Raw genomic sequence first — 18,162 nt, 5'->3', positions numbered from 1 at the left:
GTCCATTGCATCCCCTCGTCTTTAATTTAGCTTTTTAGTCTGGCGCTATATTGCAATAGCGATTGACCTTGTCATAGCGATCTGACAATTGTTGACAATTGCTGGATCAGTTCAGGGCTTATGGTTGTCTGGGGACGAGGATGGAGAAGATGCTGCCTGTGCCGGGCGTACTACTGACGTTGACCTCGCCATGGTGTCGGCTAGCAACGGCGTGGACGAAGGCTAGGCCTAGGCCGGTACCTTCAATTTGAGGGTGGCTGTGCTGGTGGACGCGACTAAAGGACTGGAATAGTTGCGTTTGTGCTTCTGCACTGATGCCAATGCCGAAATCACGCACTGCAATATTCCAGTAGTCTCCCGCGGCGCAAATGCTGCATTCAATCATGGCGTGATCCGGACTGAACTTGATGGCATTGCTCAGCAAGTTCGCGATCGCGCGCTTGAACAGGGTTCTGTCAACCCAGCAATGCGCCTCTGGAGGTGTTTCTGTCATGGTGATGGTGATATCGCGCGTGTAGGCCAGAATCCATGCGTCATCCATGGCCTCATGCAGCAAGTCTGCCAGGTTGACTTCATCCAGCTGGTAATGCCCGGACTTTGCCCTCGTCAGCTGTACAAAGTCATCGGCGAGGGTCAGGGCGTTGTCAGCATGCTGCTCTATCATGCCTAGCCAGCGTTCCCCCATGGTTTCAGGGGAAAGTTTTTGTAGTTCGACCAGTGAAATAATGGATGATAAAGGGGCGCGGATATCATGCGTAATGAAGCGGAATGCTTCGTCACGATCTCGCTCTGCCTGCCATAGCTTGGAAACATCAATGATGCTCAATATCCAGCCGATATGTTGCTCTTTAGCGTCTTTGCATGGGGCGAGCTTTACCAATAGTTCGCGCTGTTTGTCATCACGGGCTTCTAGCTCAATTTCAAGCCCTGCTTGCAGGGTTTCAGTGTGGATGGCGGGTAGATTGTTCTGATGCTCATGGATGTGTTGTAGCAAGGGGATCAGCGGCTGCTGTATCAGGGCAGAGGGGGTGCTGGCACCAAAATAGGCGGCTGCTGCCTGGTTTGCAATGCGGATAATGCCATCGGGATCGCAAATCAGGGTGGGGTCAGGCAGCCCATCCACACTGTCGCTGATGAAGCGGTGCATGCTTTGCAATTGATGGGTGGCTTCATGCAGCGCATTGATGCGTTTATCCAGAAAATCATGAAATGCGGTGGTGGATTGAGGCGTCGACAGCATGGGAAAGTCACGCTTGAAAGACTCAAATTCTGATGTGAGAAATCGGGCTGCAGTATCCAGCCGATGCCAGCTCCAAAGCGGATAGATCAGGATGAGCCCAAGTGCCCCTGCTGATGGGGCAAGCAAGATACCTGAGATAAGAGCCACGGCATAGGTCGTGGCGAGCAGCGCAATGAGGAGGGAAAAGCTGAGCAACAACGCTGACAGTGGGCTCAGTAACATAAAGCCCAGCAACGCCAGGCTGACAAAGGCGAGATTGAGCGTCATATTCTGCCATGCCTGGGCAAGTTGCAGAGTGCGCTGGTTCAATTGCCCTTCTAGTATGTTGGCGAGGATTTCAACGCCGGGCATTAATTGACCATCACGCGAGACCGGGGTGGCATACTGGTCGCCAATACCGGTGGCGGTAGCGCCGACCAGCACTAGGCGATCTGTAAAGATTTTGTCAGGAATCCTGCCCTCGATCACATCAACATAGGAGATGCGGGGAAAGTAGCCAGCCTTGCCTGCGTATGGAATGAGTTGGCTGTCGGTAGAGGGGGAAATCTCAAGTCTTGGTTGATCTGCTGCCTGTAATAAAGCGGTACTGAAGTGAACAAATGGTGTGTCATTGATGAATTGTTGCATGCGTGCAGATCTCACCACGCCATCGTCATCTACCTGGATATGAACATGCCCCAGTTGGGCGGCAGCTTGGGCGAGTGCCGGGGTTGGCGTTTGCACATACTGGGCTGGCCCGGCTTCATTAAAGACGATAGGCAGTGCTACTACACCACTTTGCAGGATGGCATTGGCCAGGAGCGCGTCATCATCAGGGCGTTGCAGATCAGCTTCGCTGAACAGGATATCCAGGCCAATGGCGGCCGGGTGTTGTTCGCTGATGCGTTTGACCAGTTCGGCATGCAGGTTACGACGCCAGGGCCAACGGCCAAAGTGGGCAATGCTGTCGTCGTCAATGGCGACAATCACTACCTTTCCAGTCAGCGGGTGTTGCTGGCTGGCAGTGATAAAGTCCTGGATCAGGTGGTCGACAATTGTCAGCGTACGCTGATGGGAAAGTGCCGCGATGAGGAGGAGTATCACCCCCGAAATCAGCAGCCATGGCAACTTGCTTTGCGAAGGGTAATGCGCAGCTGTTGGTGATGGCAGCGGTTTGGTCATGCGGTGCTTAACAATGCTCAGGACTTGGGTTTGTCAAACCAGGTGCGGTCAATAGCATCGTTTACCTGCTCAACTTCCAGGATGCGGGCATCGGAGAACGGTCCGGTGTATTGCTTGATCCGGGTGGCCAATCTCACGTAATAGCGCCCGGCCGGGAGTGCTTTGAGATCAATCTGGGGATGATCCAGCACTTGTTCTGCGACCAATGATTCAAATTGTGGAGAGCGGCTCACCTGCGCGACATACTGGATACCCTGTTGGGTACTGTTCCAATAAGCCTGGCCGGAGGTGGATCGTGCTGTGGCACCATTTTCATCAAGGATGATATTGGCCGGCTGGCTGTAAGGCCCATGCTGTGCAATACCGGATGCGCTGTCGGTAGTAATGCTGGCTACGCGCCAGTAATATTGCCCTGCTGGCAAGGATGCAAGCGAATATTGGCACTCTTGCAGCTGATCTGCATCTGCCACTACTTGCTGGAAGGCTTGATCGCTGGCGATTTGCAGGTGATAGCCTTGTGCGCCTGCTATGGGCGTACAAAGCAGTCGGCTGTTGCTGCCCACAATTTGTCCTTGCTGGGGGGCTAGTAGCCATGGGCTAGAAGGGTGACTGGCGATCTTGAAGCGGTGCTGGGCTTCATAGCCTGCAATGCCATGCATATCGAGCGCACGCACAGCAAGCAAATATTCTCCATCTTGCAGGCTGGGCAGCATGGCTTCGGCAGTATTGGAAGCCGCATTCCACAACACTTGCTCCATATTGGCATCTTGCGCAATCCGGTATTGATACTCACTGCTGCCATCCAAGGCTGGCCAGTTGAATTGCAAGAGCTCAGGTTCTGGGAGGTGGGTAGGCAGTTGCGATAGATCCGGTGCTGCCAACAATGTTTGCACTTCGCCCAGCCCATTGTCGCTGGCTGCAATACCTTGGCCTGCCTGTAGTACAGCGCCTGGCGCGCGTTTGGCTGGCTTGGCCTGCTTCATTTCCACCTGGCCTTGCGTCACGCTGGTGGTGGATATATTGCCAGTGCCTACACTAAAGCGGGTACCACGGACTGCGGCAACTGCTTGTGGCGTGATCACCCGGAAATGGTTTGGGTTGCGCTTAGGGGCGGGTGTCACGGAGACATCAATATCGCCTTGCTCCAGGTAAATGACACGTTGGCCTTGCGGTACCAAACTGCCCTCCTTGATGCGATCCAAGCGGATGCGAGTGTTGGAGAGAATGCGAGCAATGCTTTTATCGGAAAATTCCAGCGATAGATAACTATTTTCGCTGGTGCGGACAATGTCACCTTCTGCGAGTTGATCGCCATGGGTGATGGCCTTGATGGCATTGCCTGCCGCATCGATGAGGGATACTTCACCATGAACAAAGCTGGCAGTGACAGTGCTACTTACCTTGGGGATCAGCAGGTTAGTGCCTGGCGTTAGATAATGCGCATTGCGAATACGGTTGAGCTTCTGGATTTCGCGCCAGGCATGCGGATTGCCCATATAGTGTGCAGCCAGCTTGTAAAGGTTATCACCTGGTTCAACAGTATGGCTGATGGTATCAGCCTGGGCTGAAGCCTGGAGTGCCAGAGCAACTCCCATCACTAATGCCGGTTGCCAGTGAGGCCGTCCAGGTGATTTCTTCTGCTTGCAGACTGCGATCATGATGTCCCCGATAATGAAATTTAAGAATGTTCTTCCGCGAATGGCAATGCATCACTTTCGAGCCGATAACCCATGCCATAGACGGCAGTGAGTTTGTAGCCATTGTTGGGATGAAGCTTGAGCTTGGAGCGTATTGCTGAAATGTGCGTGTCCAATGTGCGTGTTTGCAAGTCTACTGATTGCATGCCCCATATTTGCTCCTGGATATGCTGTCGCGACAGCAATCGTCCTTGATTCTGGAACAAGAACAATGCCAGTTCGAATTCTTTGTGCTTGAGAGGAATAGCGACCCCATTATATTCAAAGCGTTGCTGAGCCACATGGCATGTGTAGTTGCCCCAGACGAATTCCTGCTGGGTTTGCTGTGGGTACAGCCGACGCAGGAGTGCATTGATCCGGGCATGCAACTCACGCACACGTACCGGCTTGCTCATGAAGTCATCGGCACCGGAGGTTAGGCCGTGCACAACATCTCGTTCGTCACTACGATTAGTGATCATGAGAACAGGGATGGCTTCTTTGAGGTTGGCGCGCACCCATTGCACGATTTCTGGCCCAGAAGTATCCGGTAATTCCCAATCCAGGATGAGAAAGTCGAAAGTTTCGTGCTGCAATGTGCGCAACAAGGACTTGCCATCACTGAACGTATGGCAGTCATGTCCCAATGATACGATGGTTTTCTCGATGAGCTCCAGTTCGGAGTGATTGTCATCCAGGGCGGCAAAACGCATTTATTCTCTTTCCTTTTTTTCATTATAGGCGCGCATGAGGGAAACATGCCAAGCCATTGCGGCAATATCACGCACCACCATAGTCAATCTTATATCGGTCTTGCCTGTATGAATTGTCAACAAATGTGAATCATTCCAGTAGGTAGTCATTGCACCTTGTTGGTGCATTGCGCTGATGTGGTGCATGTAAAACTGTCTGTGTGGTCTCTTGGTACTCTTGGTTTTTTGTAAGTGTCTGAAAATTAATTGTAATTAATGCTGGCACAAGAGTTGCTGAACATCGGCTGTTCTAATGAAACAAATGAATGTGCCAGTTCTCTGGCGATGATCAACAATCTTTGATGCAAGGAGCATGTATGAAATTCATATCCGCTATCATCAAGCCATTCAAGCTTGACGAGGTGCGGGAAGCTCTTTCCGCTATTGGCGTACAAGGCATTACCGTGACTGAAGTAAAAGGTTTCGGACGTCAAAAGGGGCATACCGAGCTTTACCGCGGCGCTGAATATGTGGTGGATTTTCTTCCCAAGGTCAAACTGGAAGTCGCCATTGAAGACAGTTTGCTGGATCAGGTAATTGACGCAATCGAGCAATCTGCCAGCACCGGTAAGATCGGCGATGGCAAGATTTTTGTCTTTGATCTTGAACAGGCTTATCGCATTCGCACCGGTGAAACCGGCGCTGATGCGCTTTAAGGGGAGGGCGTCATGAAGCGATTTTTATCCATTTCCACTTTGCTGGGCGGTATGTTGGCCGCAGGCTCCTGTATGGCAGAAGAAGTTGCCGCAGAAGCGCCAGCAGTCTTGAACAGCGGTGATACCGCCTGGATGATCGTGGCCACCGTGCTCGTCATCATCATGGCAGTGCCTGGCCTCGCGATCTTCTACGGCGGCATGGCACGTGCCAAGAATATGCTCTCGGTACTGATGCAGGTACTGGTCACATTCTCCCTGCTTTCCGTACTCTGGGCAGTCTATGGTTACAGCCTGGTGTTTACAGAAGGCAACGCCTTTATTGGCGGCCTGAGCAAGGCTTTCCTCGCGGGCATCACGCCTGATAGCCTGGAAGGCACTATTCCTGAACTGTTGTTCGTTACCTTCCAGATGACGTTTGCGGCCATTACTCCGGCCCTGATCGTCGGTGGTTTTGCCGAGCGTATCAAGTTCTCTGCCGTGCTGCTGTTCATGGCATTGTGGATGACATTCTCCTACCTGCCCATGGCGCACATGGTCTGGGGCGGTGGCTGGATCGGTGAAATGGGTGCAGCTGACTTTGCTGGCGGTACCGTGGTGCACATGAATGCCGGTATTGCGGCATTGGTTGCCGCAGTGGTACTCGGTAAGCGTATCGGCTTCGGCAAGGAAGCCATGCCTCCACATAACATGGTATTGACCATGGTGGGTGGTTCCCTATTGTGGGCTGGCTGGTTTGGCTTTAACGTCGGTAGCGAACTGGCTGCTGATGGCATGGCGGGCCTGGCTGTCGTCAACACACAACTGGCAACTGCGGCTGCGGTCGTGGGCTGGGTGGTCGTTGAATGGCTGAGCAAGGGCAAGCCTTCCATGCTGGGTGCCATCTCCGGTGCAATTGCTGGCCTGGTTGCCATTACGCCTGCTTGCGGCTTCGTTGGTCCGATGGGTGCAATCGTACTTGGCTTCATTGCCAGCATCATCAGCTACTGGGCTGTTACCAAGCTCAAGAACGCACTGGGTTACGATGACACCATGGATGTATTCGGTGTTCACGGTGTTGCCGGTATCATCGGCGCGCTGGGCACTGGCATCTTCATGGCACCATCCCTGGGCGGTGTCGGCTACGACGAAGGCGTGACCATGGGCCACCAGTTCTATGTACAAGCCGTATCAGTTGGTTTCACCATCGTTTACGTCAGTATCGTGACTTACATCATCCTCAAAGTCGTTGATCTGCTGGTTGGTCTGCGAGTCTCTGAAGAAGATGAGCGTGAAGGCCTGGATACTGCCTCCCACGGTGAGCGTGCTTACCACTCCTAAAAAACGCCTGATGTTTTAGGCAACAAAAAGCCCGGCGAAAGCCGGGCTTTGTTTTTTTATACTGCTGCTATGGAGCCCAAGATTAGGCACAGCTGATTGACTATGTACTTGTCTCGACATCTCCCGTTTGCAAGCGCCAGAGGTCGGCATAAATCCCGCCTGCTTGCAGCAGCGTGGCATGGTTGCCAGACTCCACAATGCGCCCGTGCTCCAGCACATGAATGCAATCTGCATGACGCACGGTGGATAGCCTGTGGGCGATGATAATGCTGGTGCGGCCTACAACCAGCTTGTTGAGGGATCGCTGGATGGCCGCTTCTGTTTCATTATCAACGGCGGAGGTAGCTTCATCAAGGATGAGCACGGGCGGGTTTTTGAGAATAGCGCGGGCCAAGGCCAAGCGTTGTCGCTGGCCACCAGATAGCTTCATGCCGCGTTCACCTACCTGGGTAGCATACCCATCGGGCAGACGCTCAATGAATTCATGCGCCTCGGCAGCTTTTGCGGCGGCGATGATGGCGCTCATATCTGGGTTGGCTTCACCATAAGCAATGTTTTCGGCAATGCTGGCATCGGTGAGGAAGGTATCTTGCGCGACATAGCCAATCGCGCGGCGTAGTTGTTGCAAATCTAGCGTGGCGATGTCATCACCATCCAGCAAGATTTGGCCTTGTTGCGGGTCATAAAAACGCAGCAGCAACTTGGTGATGGTGCTCTTGCCGCCGCCAGTGGCTCCTACCAGTGCGATGGTCTTGCCAGCGGGGATATCCAGATTAAATTGATCTAGTGCGGGTTGCCCTGATTGCGCATCATAGGCAAAGCGTACCTGGGTGAACTGGATATGCCCTTGCACCGAGGCTACGGGTAATGCCTTACCGCCATACTGGATAGCAAGCGGTGTATCCAACAGATTCATGACGCGTTGTATGGAGGCCATGGAGCGTTGGTAAAGGTCGGTCAGCTCTGCGAGGCCAGTCAGTGGCCACAGCAGGCGCTGTGTCAGGTAGACCAGTGCGGAGTAACTGCCAACGCCAAGTTCGCCGTTCAAGGTCATGAAGCCACCATAAAGCAGTGTTACGGTAAACCCGGCTAGAATCGCGATCCTGATCACCGGAGTAATAGCAGCCGAAAGCTTGATGGCCTGGGCGTTGTTCTCGCGGTAGCGATCTGATGCTTCACGGATGTGGTTAGATTCTACTTCTTCGGTGGCGTAAGCCTTGACTGTGGCAATGCCTTGCAGATTGTTGTTGATACGGGCGGTGAGGGCACCTGCCGCCTCGCGCACCGATGTATAACGTGTCGCCAGCCTGCTCTGGAACCAGAACGCGCCATAGAGGATAAATGGCACCGGGATCAAGGCCAGGAAGGCCAGCTCCTTGGTCAGGAAGAAAAACACTCCGCCGACCATGACCGAGCCGAAAAACACCTGGATCAAACTATTGAAGCCACCGTTGAAGAAGCGCTCCATCTGGTTAATATCCTCGTTGAGGATAGCCAACAGATTGCCGCTACGGTTGCGCTCGAAATAGGCCAGCTCCAGCTGTTGCACATGCTGGTAGGCCTCCATGCGCAAGTCGTGTTGCAGGCTCTGCGCCAGGTTGCGCCAACGTACGTCATAGAGATACTGGAACAGGGATTCGCCTAGCCAGATCAATACCGTGAGAATAGCCAGCAGAATCAGTTGATCCTTGGGCTCGACGATACCTAGTCCCGCGAGGAACGAGGCTTTCTGGTTGACGACTACATCGACAGCAACACCGATCAGGATCTCAGGCAAAACATCGAATATCTTGTTGAGCAGGGAGTAAAAGGAGGCAATCCATGCATCGCGGCGATATTGATGAGCATGGCGGAACAAGCGCTTGAGAGGATGCATAAAATCTTGCCAACATGGAGGAAACTGCGATTCTAATGACCCTGCCGCAAAATTTCAGCCATATTCTGACGATGGATTTGTGGGGCAGTAAACCACTGTGCGGAAGAGTAGCATGGCCAAGATCAAGACCAGGGTGAGCTTAGTCAGCCGTGATTTCAACCCCAGACATGATCTTGCGTGCTCCGGCAATGCTCAAGTGGTTATCGTCAAAATAGAGTGCTTGCCCATCTATCACTGCGGGACAGTCACCATGCTGGCATAAGCTGTCCAGAGGCTTGATCGCATGCAAGTGTTGTCCATAAGGCAGGCTGTCTAGCTTGCGCAGGATAAATGCGTGGCGAGCGAGATAAAAAGCTTCGCTGGTCATGCGATGCATGTCATGAGGAGCGCGGGTATGCAGAATGGAGAATGGCGTGATGGCCTTGATGATATCCATCGGTAATTCAGGGATGGGGTAGACAACGTGCACCTGCTTGCCAGCTGCGAGCATGCGTTCGATCAAGGTTTGCAGGTTGTACCAATATTGCTCACGCAACTCAGTTGGGGTTTTGCCTGCATCCGCCGCGGTGAATTTGTTGACCGGGTTTTTATCGGGCAAGGAGGGATAGTTTTCCAGATGGCCGAACAATGCCCGGGTATAGCTGAATCCAACCACAACGTGCTGGATGTCTTGCCGCTGTTCAAGGTAGGTCACGGCTTCTTTCAGCCATGCGCTACAACCAGGTTCTTTCGCCTCGAACAACAAGGCTGGTGGGCATCCACTGAAACTGAGGTGTAGCAGGCCTGCATCTTTCTGCTGTAATTTTTCGCCCAAGGCATAGGCCAACTCGACGGTATGGCTGTCTCCGAGTGAGGCCCAGGTAATACGGCTACCAAAGTATTCACATGATAGTGATGGCTTTAGGTAGTCGGTGCCGCTGGTGTGGCAGGAATCTCGCAGGGGGCTGCCGACAGTGCTTGCCATCAAGGTGGAGTCGACAAAACGTCCGGGAAAGCCTTGCCCTTGCATGCCAGCCAACCCCAGTGCGAGCATGAGGGTGAGCGTCATACCTGAGAGCTGGAAGATACGTCGCCTGGAAAAACGTTGTCGGTGGCGGAAGGGCTGTTCGATATACCAATAACTGAGTGTGGCGAGCAAGAAGGCGAGCGCAATCGTGACAGCAAAAATGATAGCGCTTGGCTGCTGCGTGGTTTTCATGCGCAGGAAGGCAAACAGGGGTTGGTGCCAGAGATAGAGCGAATAGGAAATTAGGCCGATGCCGACCATGGCACGATGTGAAAGCAGCTTGCCAGTGATGCTTGCTGGATCGCAAAAGGCGATGATGAGGCAAGCACCTAACACGGGAATCAGCGCATACAAACCCGGAAATGGGGTGGATTGATCTAGCAGGATGACTGCACCGATGATGAGCATCAATCCTAGCCATGCCAGGCCGTGACGCAGGCGAGCATTGAGGTGGCTCCAGCCTTCTGGCTTGAGCAGTGCCAGTAAGGATCCGGCCAGTAACTCCCAGGCACGACTGAAAATCAGGTAGAAGTTGGCGTCTATGGCCTGTTGGCTGAGCAGGTATTCAGAAAGCAGCAGTGATGCCACTGCCAAGCCCAGCATGACCCAGAAGATAGCAGCACGGCGGGCATACCACAGGCCAGCGAGCAGCAGCGGGAACAGTAGGTAATACTGCTCTTCCACTGCCAGGCTCCAGGTATGCAGCAGAGGCTTTTCTTCTGATGCGGTTGAGAAATAGCCGTTGCTGAAATAGAAATAAATGTTGGAGCCAAAGGCAACGACGGATACCAGGCTACGCGCATAATCGTGCAGCAGCGAAGGTGGCATGAGGAAAAAGGCGGCGATGCTGGTGGCAAGCAGTACCACGGTGAGGGCGGGCAGGATGCGGCGCGCCCGGCGCTCGTAGAATTGGATGATGGAAAAACGCTGCTTTTCTAGCTCGCTCTGCAGGATGGAAGTGATGAGGTAGCCGCTGATGACAAAGAACACATCAACACCAACATAACCCCCACTAAAACCAGAAAATCCAGCGTGGAAAAACACCACGGCCAGCACTGCCACTGCGCGTAACCCATCTATTTCTGGCCTGTATTTCAAATGACTCCCTGTTCACACTTGCTGTTATTACCCAGTGTGACAGTCAGCTGTGCTTGAAATTCAGCCCGATGTGGAACCCTACAAGTAAATGTTACGTGCCTGCAAGCGGGTTGTGTTCCAGCCCAGGTGGTCGTAATAAGCGATGGCGGGCTGGTTATCCATGTCTACCAGCAATTGGGCGCGGGTAGCACCTTGTGCCTTGGCCCAGGCGAGTACGCTATCCAGCAATTGCCTGCCCAAGCCTTTGCTACGATAGTTTGCCTCTACGACCATGTCTTCTATCCAGGCAGCCGGGGTACCTTGCGCGGTGGAAATCACCAATTGCGCACTGACCATACCAATTACCTTTCCACCACCCTGCTGCGCCACCAGGATGGCACCGCGTTCAGGCTGAGCCAGCAGTAACTGCAAACCGGCAGATTGCTTGGCCAGGTCGGGCGTGAAATCCTGCTCTATGCTGAAGAGTTGTTGCAGCAGCTCACACAAGGCGGGAATATCTTCAGCCTGGGCATGACGAATGCGGATAGCGGGATCAGTCATGCTCTACGGGTTCTTCTGCGTCGTAGTGGATGATGGCGAGAAAGCGTATCGGCAGCTTGGCGTGGACTTCCGGGCGGTGTGGAATCTCGCCGCGGAAAGTGAGCGCGTCACCAGGCTGCAGCATGTAGACCTCTTCACCTACGCGGTAGCCCAGCTCACCTTCCAGCATATAAAGAAATTCAGTGCCGCTATGCTCAAAGGAGGGAAACTCCTCACCAGGGTCTTCCAGTGTGATGAGGAAGGGCTCGAATAGCTTTTTTGGCCCTTGGTCATAGGCTAGCAGGTGATAGGTATGCCCATTGCGGGTGCCGCGTCGCACCACCTCCATACCTTGCCCATGCTTGACATGTTGCGCACCACCTTTGCGTTGGTTATAGCCCTGGAATAGGCGGGAGATAGTAACTCCCAGGCTATTGGCGAGTTGTTCCAATGTATCCAGGCTGGTGGAAACCAGGCCATTCTCGATCTTGCTCAGCATGCCGCGGCTGATATTGGCACGCTCAGCAACCTCTGCAATGGTCAGGCCGTGCTGCTGGCGGATATCCTTGATCACATTGCCCAGGTATCTGCCCAGTGATTTGCTCTCACTCTCGTTATTGGCTGGTACCAGCTTTTTCACATTGTCCGCCATACGTTGTCTTTCTCTCTTCTTAACAGCTTGCCTGCAATGTTTTTCAGTAAAGGTAATAAAAGTTTCTTGAAATTAAAAAAAGTTTATTAATAATATCTTCTGGCTGCTATTACAGCAAGGCAATCACTCAACATAACAGGATACAACGCATGAACCCCGTGATGATCGTGCAATTCAGCGCCTCCGAAGGGCCTGGCTACCTGGCGGATTTTCTGGCGAGCCAGCATATCCCATTCCATGTGCTCAGGATAGATAAGGGCGAAGTGCTACCCGCCACCTTGGAAGCATACAGTGGCCTTGCCATGATGGGTGGTACCATGAGCGCCAATGATGATTTGCCTTGGATCCCTCCTTTGCTGGACTTGATTCGCCAGGCCGTGGCTCAAGGCATACCCGTCATTGGTCATTGCCTGGGTGGCCAGCTGCTGGCTAAGGCCATGGGCGGTGCAGTGACGGATAGCCATTTCAGCGAGATCGGCTGGGTGCGTGGCTTGCCGCTTGATGTGCCCCAGGCAGCAGAGTGGCTGGGTTGCCATACTGAGCTGCCCTTGTTCCAGTGGCACTACCAGACATTCTCGATTCCTCCACGCGCAGTGCATATCTTGCGCAGTGAACATTGTGCCAATCAGGCGTATGTACTGGATGACCTGCATATCGGTTTTCAGTGCCATATCGAGATGAACCGCGAGTTGGTGCAGAGCTGGTGTGGTCTTTCGCCGGAGGAGTTAAAAGGCGGTAGCGAAGCCGATCCGGCGCAGCCCATGATTCAGTCTGCCGATGAAATCCTGACTACGTTGGATAAGCGCATCGCTGCACTCAATACCTGGGCCGGGCATGTCTATACTCGCTGGAGCCGAGGGCTGAAGCGGGCTTGAGCACACAAATGTGAGGCGGTCTATCTATACCACCTTGGGAGTACACCTTCGAGAGAATTTTCCCACGCGGGGGTTTTGACTATCGTTGACCTTGAAATGATCACTTTTTTTAAGGATACAGCATGTCAAGGAACTCGATTCTCAACGAACGCCACCGCGCCCTAGGCTCCAAGCTGGATGGGGATACCTGGAATGAGATGCCCATTCCCTGGAGCTATGATAGCGATGTGCATGACGAGGTCGTCGCTGTGCGCTCCCGGGCTGGCCTCTATGACGTATCTGCGTTGAATATCGTCAATGTCAGCGGCCCAGATGCAGAAAAGGCGCTGGATCAACTTGTCGCACGCGATATCACCAAGCTCAAGCCAGGACATTCCCTGCTGGCGGCCGAGGTGGATGAGGCCGGTGCCATCTGTGATGACATCATGGTAATTCGTGATTCCGCGACTGCATTCCGCGTCTCGCATGGCAGCGGCGCTACCAAGACCAATCTCGCCAAGATTGCGGCGGGGCTTAATGTCCAGGTTGAGCCTGATCTGGATGTGCATATTCTTTCCCTGCAAGGCCCGAAGTCGCTGGCAATACTTGATCCATTGCTGGATTTCGACCTGAAGTCGCTGGCGTATTTCCAGCACAAGGCCACCAAGTTATTTGGCAAGGATGTCTATATCGCTCGTGGTGGTTATTCCGGCGAGCTTGGCTATGAGGTGTATTGCAGCGCACAGGATGCTGTTTTGCTCTGGGACGAAATGCTCAAGGCAGGCAAGCCTTTGGGTGCTATCCCCGCCTCGTGGAATTCGCTGGAGCTGACCCGCATCGAAGCTGCATTGCTGTTTTTCCCATTTGAGATGATCGAGGGTGATACCACGCCGTGGGAGGTCAACATGGGCTGGGGCGTGGATATCGACAAACCCGGCGACTACATTGGCAAGGCAGCCGTGCTGGCATCAAAAGGCAAGGAACGTGTGCGCCAGGTAGGCCTGGTGTGCAAGGCTGCCACGGCTGTGGAAGCGGGAGCAGGCTTGTTCATCGATGGCAAGCAAGTGGGTGTGGTCACCAGTGCTGCCTATAGCCGCTATCTCATGCAATCCCTCGCGTTGGCACATATCGCCCCATCGCTGGCGGTTAATGGCACGGCGGTAGAGATCAGGGGCCAGGCCGCGAGCTGGCAGGCATATGTCGCGCCGACGCCTTTCTACGACCCTTTACGTTTGCGTACCCATCCACGGGAGGTCTGAGCCATGGAACACGGATACTGGATCAGGAGCAAGCCGGTCTATAGCAGCCTGGCCTGGCAATATCAGGCCCAGGCACATGTGGTGCTAGCACAAGGCGAGGCTGGGCGTGCCGTGCTGCGCCTCTTCCAGCAGCGCCCGCCTGAACAGGCGGTGACCGTGTTTTACCTGCCTGTGGAAGGCGCTGATTACACCGTGTCGATACAAGCGGTGGCAGGTGCCAGCATGCAGGTATTCAACACTGAGGCGGCGTTGTGGGCGGCGTTCGATGCCATGCTCTCACAAGCCTATATGGGGACGCGCTTGTATGCGGCAGGAGATGAAGAGTTTCTCTGGCAAGCATCTACGCTGGCGGCCAGTCATGGTGTGCTCAATGCCGACATCATGCGTGAGCAGCCTGCTTCGCTGTCGCGCCCGGTCTATTGTGTGCATTGCAAGACCATCACGCCGCATGTCACCACCAATATTGCCGTGTGCAGCGGTTGCCAACGCCACTTATTTGTTCGCGACCATTTCTCGCGCCGCCTCGGGGCCTATATGGGCTTGATGGTGGACGCCGAACAGCCTGGCCAGGTGCCAGCCGCTGAGGAGATTTATCCATGAGTACCTTGAAGGTCATTGTGTCCCATATCGCGGAGGTGGCTGAAGGCATACGCCACTTCACCCTAGTCGACGCCAGTGGCGGCGAGTTGCCGGGCTTCTCCGGTGGTAGCCATGTAGTGGTTTCCATGCCGGCTGGGCCTCGTACCTATCGCAATGCCTATTCGCTGTTGAGTTCGCCATCTGAGCGCAGGCATTACCAAATTGCCGTGCGTTTGCAGGAAAACTCTCGTGGCGGTTCCCGTTTTATGCACGAGCAGGTCACAGTCGGTACTGCGTTGGATATTACCTGGCCCGTCAACTTGTTCGCGATTGCCCGGCTGGGCCACAAGCATATCCTGGTCGCGGGCGGTATCGGCATTACGCCATTCATGTCGCAGGCGCATGAGCTCTTGCGTAGTGGTGCCAATTTCGAGCTGCATTATGGCATCCGTTCTCCGCGCCACGCTGGTTTTATCGATGAACTGCGCGCCCTACTGGGTGACAGGTTGCATTGTTACGACCAGAGCCAGGGGCAGGTGATCGACAGCCAGGCCTTGCTTGCTCGCCAGCCCTTGGGTACGCATGTCTATGTTTGTGGCCCCGCTGGTATGGTCGATGCCGTGGTCGGCAGTGCAAAACGCTTAGGTTGGCCCGACGCTCATGTCCATTATGAGCAATTCCTGGCCCCGCCAGTTGGCGAACCGTTCTCCATTCGCCTCAAGCAATCCGGGCTGGTGGTGGATGTTGCCGCCGAAGAAAGCATGCTGGAAGCGATGGAAGCGGCCAGCGTTGAGGTGCCACACTTGTGCCGTGGCGGAGCCTGTGGTCGGTGTGAGCTTGAAGTGTTGTCTACCGATGGCGTGATCGAACATCACGACCACTACCTCTCCGAGGATGAAAAACGCGCGGGCAACAAGATTTTGCCTTGCGTCTCCCGGGCCAAGTGCTCGTTTATTGAACTCAACCTGTGAGGTCCCATATGAATAACCTTGCCTACAAGCAGGAAACCTTCCGCGACGACTATACCTTCCGTAATTCGCCCGAGGCGATCCGTCGTTTTCCGTTTCCGTTCGACCAGGATCACTACATGTATTCGGTCAACATCGAACCGCATAAGCCTGGTGCGCCTGGCTCGGTTTATGAACATGCGTTCGATATTGACGAGCATTATGTGGCGGAGTGCAAGGACAAGGCGATCACCCTGACTCAGGACAAAAGCCGCTATGCCGCATTGCCACATATGATGGATGCACAATGGGATTTCCTGGAATTCACCATGGAAAGCCTGGCGCGCGATTATCCCGCGCAATTCAAGCTGAGCAAGCAAGGGGATCACTGGACCTGGATCAACTTGCCACTGGGCATTGAAGATAGCTTTGTTTTTGGCGATGTATCGACACTGCCGATGGAGCCGTTTGAATACATGGGCAGGCAAGTGCAGGGTGATTTCGTGTTGCTCGACCAACGCGAAGGTACCTTGTTTGCCGATGCTGGATTTGTCACTAGCCAGGCAGATTGGTCGCTGGCGTTTGATGCGGGCATGGCCTGGCATGAATGGCACGGCCCTGTGCCGCAGATGGAAAAAGTTGGCGTGATGGACCGGGCGCTGAAATTCCTCCTTAGCCTGCAACAAGGCAATCCGGTACGCAGGTTGAACTGGACCATGACCATCAATCCGCGCCTGGATACTTCGCCCGAGCATTATCCGCAATGGGGGCCGGATAGGTTGAAGGTGACCGCAGACAATGCTGGGCAAAAGGCTCACCTGCGTGTCGAGCTGCAGACCTTGTTCCGTCTGCCGCGCAGCAATGCCATCATGTTCAGCATCCGCTGCTACCTCCTCAGCCTGGAAGAAATGACCACCTTCCCGCGCTGGATCAAGCGCTTCCACCGGGTGATCCGCGATTTGCACCCTGACCTCTTGGAGTACAAGGGCATCAAGGTCTACCACGAGCCGCTACTGGCATGGCTGGCGCCGCAGGATGATGGTGAAGTGCTGCCGCCAGGTACCCGGCCAGAGTAGCCGACAGGGGCTAGGCAAGTATTGTGATGTGGAGCTTGCCTGTTAGCGATGCAACATAGGGCACCTGGCCAGTTTGACTGCGCCAGGTGTTTTATTGTGTGGGTTAATGTTCTAGCTGTTGCTGTAGTTGCATGAAAGTCTGAGCTGTATTGGCATGATCGTGACCAATAGCCGTGATAAAGCCTTCCACGGCCAGCAGTTCCCCGGTGCTGGCATAAATGCCATTACCGTGTTCCAGCACCCATTGATAGGAGCCATTCCGTGAATAGAGACGATAGACGGCCTGCAACGCGTGCTGCTGCACTAACTGCTCGCGTGCGTTTTCCCATACCAGGCGATCATCTGGATGCAGTAGCTTCTTAAAGCTGAGCACTGGGCTGGAGATTAACTCATGGGCACCGTAACCGGTCAGGGTGAGGCAACCATCGCTGACGAATTCAAAGTTCAGCCCTTGATCCGCCTTGCGTCGATAGATCATGCATGGCACGTTGTTGATGAGGCTGCTGAGCGAGTGGCGATTGCTTCTCAGGCTTGCCTCCACTTGGCGAGCCTCGGTGATGTCAGTGAGGGTGCCGAGCACGCTGGCGCCTTCGTTCTCCGCCATGGCCGAGCTACGCGCGCGAATGTTGACCCAGCATGGTTCGCCGTTGCGCTTGATGAGGCGTATCTGTTCGTTACAGCGCAGGCGTTTGCCGCGAGCGATCGAGTCCAGGCGCGCAATTGCCAGCGGTTTGTCTTCGGGGTGGATGAAGTCGATCAGCGATTTTCCCAGCGATTCCTCAATCGAATAATCCAGCAGGGTTTCCCAGCTCGGGTTGAGAAAGCTGAGGCGATTGGCGCGGTGCAACTCGAACACGACATCTTCCAGGCGGTTGATGAGGAGGTGGTAGTTGAACTGTTCGTTGAAGCGTACACCCGTGGCTGGGCCGCTGGAAATCAGTGAGAATTGCAGTAGCAGGCGCTGGTGGGTGGTGCCTTGACCCATGGGGGAAAGTGACAGTTTGCTGGGTAGCACGGTGCCATCCAAACAAAGCAGGCGCAAAGTGCTATCCTCCCGGGCGGGAGTATCGATGCTGGCGAGTAGTGAGGCCAGCAATTGGTGGTCTCCGGGGTAGATGACATTGGTGAGTGGCATGCCGACGATTTGGTCTGACATGCCTGCCATGCCCAGCTCGTTGAGAAAGGCCTGGTTAGCGAATACCACGGTATGGTTTTCAACTACCGCTGCGGGGGAGGAGAGGCGCGAGGATACTTCGTGCTCCCAGTTCAGGTTGCGCATGCGCGCTTGCATGCGACCCATGTTCTGGCGTGCCAGGATAGGAGCCAGGGCGGTCATCAACAGCAGGGTGCATAAGACACAGCTGACGATGAGTAGCCCGGTGAGGTGTGTGGTGAACGGTGCCCCTTCTGTCCACCAACTGCTGAATACCAGCAGGAAGATGACACTCAAGATAAGGGTACTGAAAAGATATAAGCTCATGGTAATGGATAAAG

At 54.3% G+C, this 18,162-nt stretch carries 16 protein-coding genes; 7 read left to right on the top strand and 9 right to left on the bottom strand.

Annotated elements, in window-relative coordinates; all coding sequences use genetic code 11:
* Positions 1-118: 118 nt before the first annotated feature.
* From ACIKP9_RS07695 to ACIKP9_RS07680, 4 genes are read right to left on the bottom strand one after another with little or no spacing between them, the layout of a single operon-like run.
* On the bottom strand, positions 119-2,401 hold the full coding sequence (locus ACIKP9_RS07695; protein WP_400881192.1) for a CHASE2 domain-containing protein: 2,283 nt from the start codon (positions 2,399-2,401) through the stop codon (positions 119-121).
* 17 nt (positions 2,402-2,418) lie between these two features.
* Positions 2,419-4,059: a FecR family protein gene (locus tag ACIKP9_RS07690; protein ID WP_400881190.1), complete on the bottom strand. Its 1,641-nt coding sequence runs from the start codon at positions 4,057-4,059 to the stop codon at positions 2,419-2,421.
* Between the two features lie 20 nt (positions 4,060-4,079).
* A complete protein-coding gene (locus ACIKP9_RS07685) occupies positions 4,080-4,790 on the bottom strand; it encodes a response regulator transcription factor (protein WP_400881188.1) in 711 nt (236 codons plus the stop codon).
* Entirely contained in the window at positions 4,791-4,976 is a 186-nt protein-coding gene (locus ACIKP9_RS07680) for a hypothetical protein (protein WP_400881186.1), read from the bottom strand.
* A 170-nt stretch (positions 4,977-5,146) separates the two neighbouring features.
* Here ACIKP9_RS07680 and glnK point away from each other — a divergent pair, with 170 nt between their 5' ends.
* Together glnK and ACIKP9_RS07670 are read left to right on the top strand one after the other, a co-directional pair.
* Positions 5,147-5,485, top strand: a complete 339-nt coding sequence (gene glnK / locus ACIKP9_RS07675) for a P-II family nitrogen regulator (RefSeq protein ID WP_230346479.1) — start codon at positions 5,147-5,149, stop codon at positions 5,483-5,485.
* Between the two features lie 12 nt (positions 5,486-5,497).
* Positions 5,498-6,802, top strand: coding sequence for an ammonium transporter (locus tag ACIKP9_RS07670; protein WP_400881183.1), 1,305 nt, complete (start codon positions 5,498-5,500; stop codon positions 6,800-6,802).
* A 100-nt stretch (positions 6,803-6,902) separates the two neighbouring features.
* Here ACIKP9_RS07670 and ACIKP9_RS07665 read toward each other — a convergent pair whose 3' ends face one another.
* From ACIKP9_RS07665 to ACIKP9_RS07650, 4 genes are all read right to left on the bottom strand, one after another.
* Positions 6,903-8,678, bottom strand: a complete 1,776-nt coding sequence (locus tag ACIKP9_RS07665) for an ABC transporter ATP-binding protein (RefSeq protein WP_400881181.1) — start codon at positions 8,676-8,678, stop codon at positions 6,903-6,905.
* A 139-nt stretch (positions 8,679-8,817) separates the two neighbouring features.
* The gene (locus tag ACIKP9_RS07660) at positions 8,818-10,782 is read right to left on the bottom strand and encodes an acyltransferase family protein (protein ID WP_400881179.1); all 1,965 of its coding nucleotides are present in this window, start codon (positions 10,780-10,782) and stop codon (positions 8,818-8,820) included.
* A gap of 78 nt (positions 10,783-10,860) precedes the next feature.
* Positions 10,861-11,322 (bottom strand): GNAT family N-acetyltransferase, encoded by a 462-nt coding sequence (locus tag ACIKP9_RS07655; RefSeq protein WP_400881177.1) that lies wholly within the window; start codon positions 11,320-11,322, stop codon positions 10,861-10,863.
* Complete coding sequence (locus ACIKP9_RS07650; protein ID WP_230346474.1) at positions 11,315-11,953, bottom strand: helix-turn-helix domain-containing protein; 639 nt, start codon at positions 11,951-11,953, stop codon at positions 11,315-11,317. Before ACIKP9_RS07650 ends, ACIKP9_RS07655 begins: the two co-directional genes overlap by 8 nt.
* A gap of 149 nt (positions 11,954-12,102) precedes the next feature.
* Between ACIKP9_RS07650 and ACIKP9_RS07645 the strand changes: the two genes are divergently transcribed.
* The 5 genes from ACIKP9_RS07645 to ACIKP9_RS07625 all read left to right on the top strand — a co-directional run bounded on the left by ACIKP9_RS07645 (position 12,103) and on the right by ACIKP9_RS07625 (position 16,668).
* Positions 12,103-12,828: a type 1 glutamine amidotransferase gene (locus ACIKP9_RS07645; protein WP_400881175.1), complete on the top strand. Its 726-nt coding sequence runs from the start codon at positions 12,103-12,105 to the stop codon at positions 12,826-12,828.
* Between the two features lie 122 nt (positions 12,829-12,950).
* Complete coding sequence (locus ACIKP9_RS07640; protein ID WP_400881173.1) at positions 12,951-14,066, top strand: aminomethyltransferase family protein; 1,116 nt, start codon at positions 12,951-12,953, stop codon at positions 14,064-14,066.
* Positions 14,067-14,069: 3 nt separating this feature from the next.
* Positions 14,070-14,666, top strand: coding sequence for a dimethylamine monooxygenase subunit DmmA family protein (locus ACIKP9_RS07635; RefSeq protein ID WP_400881171.1), 597 nt, complete (start codon positions 14,070-14,072; stop codon positions 14,664-14,666).
* Positions 14,663-15,616, top strand: coding sequence for a PDR/VanB family oxidoreductase (locus ACIKP9_RS07630; protein WP_400881169.1), 954 nt, complete (start codon positions 14,663-14,665; stop codon positions 15,614-15,616). Before ACIKP9_RS07635 ends, ACIKP9_RS07630 begins: the two co-directional genes overlap by 4 nt.
* An 8-nt stretch (positions 15,617-15,624) precedes the next feature.
* Positions 15,625-16,668, top strand: a complete 1,044-nt coding sequence (locus ACIKP9_RS07625; RefSeq protein ID WP_400881167.1) for a heme-dependent oxidative N-demethylase family protein — start codon at positions 15,625-15,627, stop codon at positions 16,666-16,668.
* A gap of 103 nt (positions 16,669-16,771) precedes the next feature.
* On the opposite strand, the gene ACIKP9_RS07620 is transcribed toward ACIKP9_RS07625, so the two are convergent.
* A complete protein-coding gene (locus ACIKP9_RS07620; RefSeq protein WP_400881165.1) occupies positions 16,772-18,148 on the bottom strand; it encodes a PAS domain-containing protein in 1,377 nt (458 codons plus the stop codon).
* Positions 18,149-18,162 lie beyond the last annotated feature (14 nt).

It is taken from the genome of Methylobacillus methanolivorans (assembly GCF_044751345.1).
Taxonomy (GTDB): Bacteria; Pseudomonadota; Gammaproteobacteria; order Burkholderiales; family Methylophilaceae; genus Methylobacillus; species Methylobacillus methanolivorans.
Note: the sequence above shows the minus strand (reverse complement) of the source record. Positions and strands in the feature narration are given on the sequence as shown.

What these genes read in the sequence shown, in the direction of transcription:
- ACIKP9_RS07695 (WP_400881192.1), bottom strand. Translation starts at nt 2,401, where the DNA reads ATGACCAAACCGCTGCCATCACCAACAGCTGCGCATTACCCTTCGCAA.
- ACIKP9_RS07690 (WP_400881190.1), bottom strand. Translation starts at nt 4,059, where the DNA reads ATGATCGCAGTCTGCAAGCAGAAGAAATCACCTGGACGGCCTCACTGG.
- ACIKP9_RS07685 (WP_400881188.1), bottom strand. Translation starts at nt 4,790, where the DNA reads ATGCGTTTTGCCGCCCTGGATGACAATCACTCCGAACTGGAGCTCATC.
- ACIKP9_RS07680 (WP_400881186.1), bottom strand. Translation starts at nt 4,976, where the DNA reads ATGCACCACATCAGCGCAATGCACCAACAAGGTGCAATGACTACCTAC.
- glnK (WP_230346479.1), top strand. Translation starts at nt 5,147, where the DNA reads ATGAAATTCATATCCGCTATCATCAAGCCATTCAAGCTTGACGAGGTG.
- ACIKP9_RS07670 (WP_400881183.1), top strand. Translation starts at nt 5,498, where the DNA reads ATGAAGCGATTTTTATCCATTTCCACTTTGCTGGGCGGTATGTTGGCC.
- ACIKP9_RS07665 (WP_400881181.1), bottom strand. Translation starts at nt 8,678, where the DNA reads ATGCATCCTCTCAAGCGCTTGTTCCGCCATGCTCATCAATATCGCCGC.
- ACIKP9_RS07655 (WP_400881177.1), bottom strand. Translation starts at nt 11,322, where the DNA reads ATGACTGATCCCGCTATCCGCATTCGTCATGCCCAGGCTGAAGATATT.
- ACIKP9_RS07650 (WP_230346474.1), bottom strand. Translation starts at nt 11,953, where the DNA reads ATGGCGGACAATGTGAAAAAGCTGGTACCAGCCAATAACGAGAGTGAG.
- ACIKP9_RS07645 (WP_400881175.1), top strand. Translation starts at nt 12,103, where the DNA reads ATGAACCCCGTGATGATCGTGCAATTCAGCGCCTCCGAAGGGCCTGGC.
- ACIKP9_RS07640 (WP_400881173.1), top strand. Translation starts at nt 12,951, where the DNA reads ATGTCAAGGAACTCGATTCTCAACGAACGCCACCGCGCCCTAGGCTCC.
- ACIKP9_RS07635 (WP_400881171.1), top strand. Translation starts at nt 14,070, where the DNA reads ATGGAACACGGATACTGGATCAGGAGCAAGCCGGTCTATAGCAGCCTG.
- ACIKP9_RS07630 (WP_400881169.1), top strand. Translation starts at nt 14,663, where the DNA reads ATGAGTACCTTGAAGGTCATTGTGTCCCATATCGCGGAGGTGGCTGAA.
- ACIKP9_RS07625 (WP_400881167.1), top strand. Translation starts at nt 15,625, where the DNA reads ATGAATAACCTTGCCTACAAGCAGGAAACCTTCCGCGACGACTATACC.
- ACIKP9_RS07620 (WP_400881165.1), bottom strand. Translation starts at nt 18,148, where the DNA reads ATGAGCTTATATCTTTTCAGTACCCTTATCTTGAGTGTCATCTTCCTG.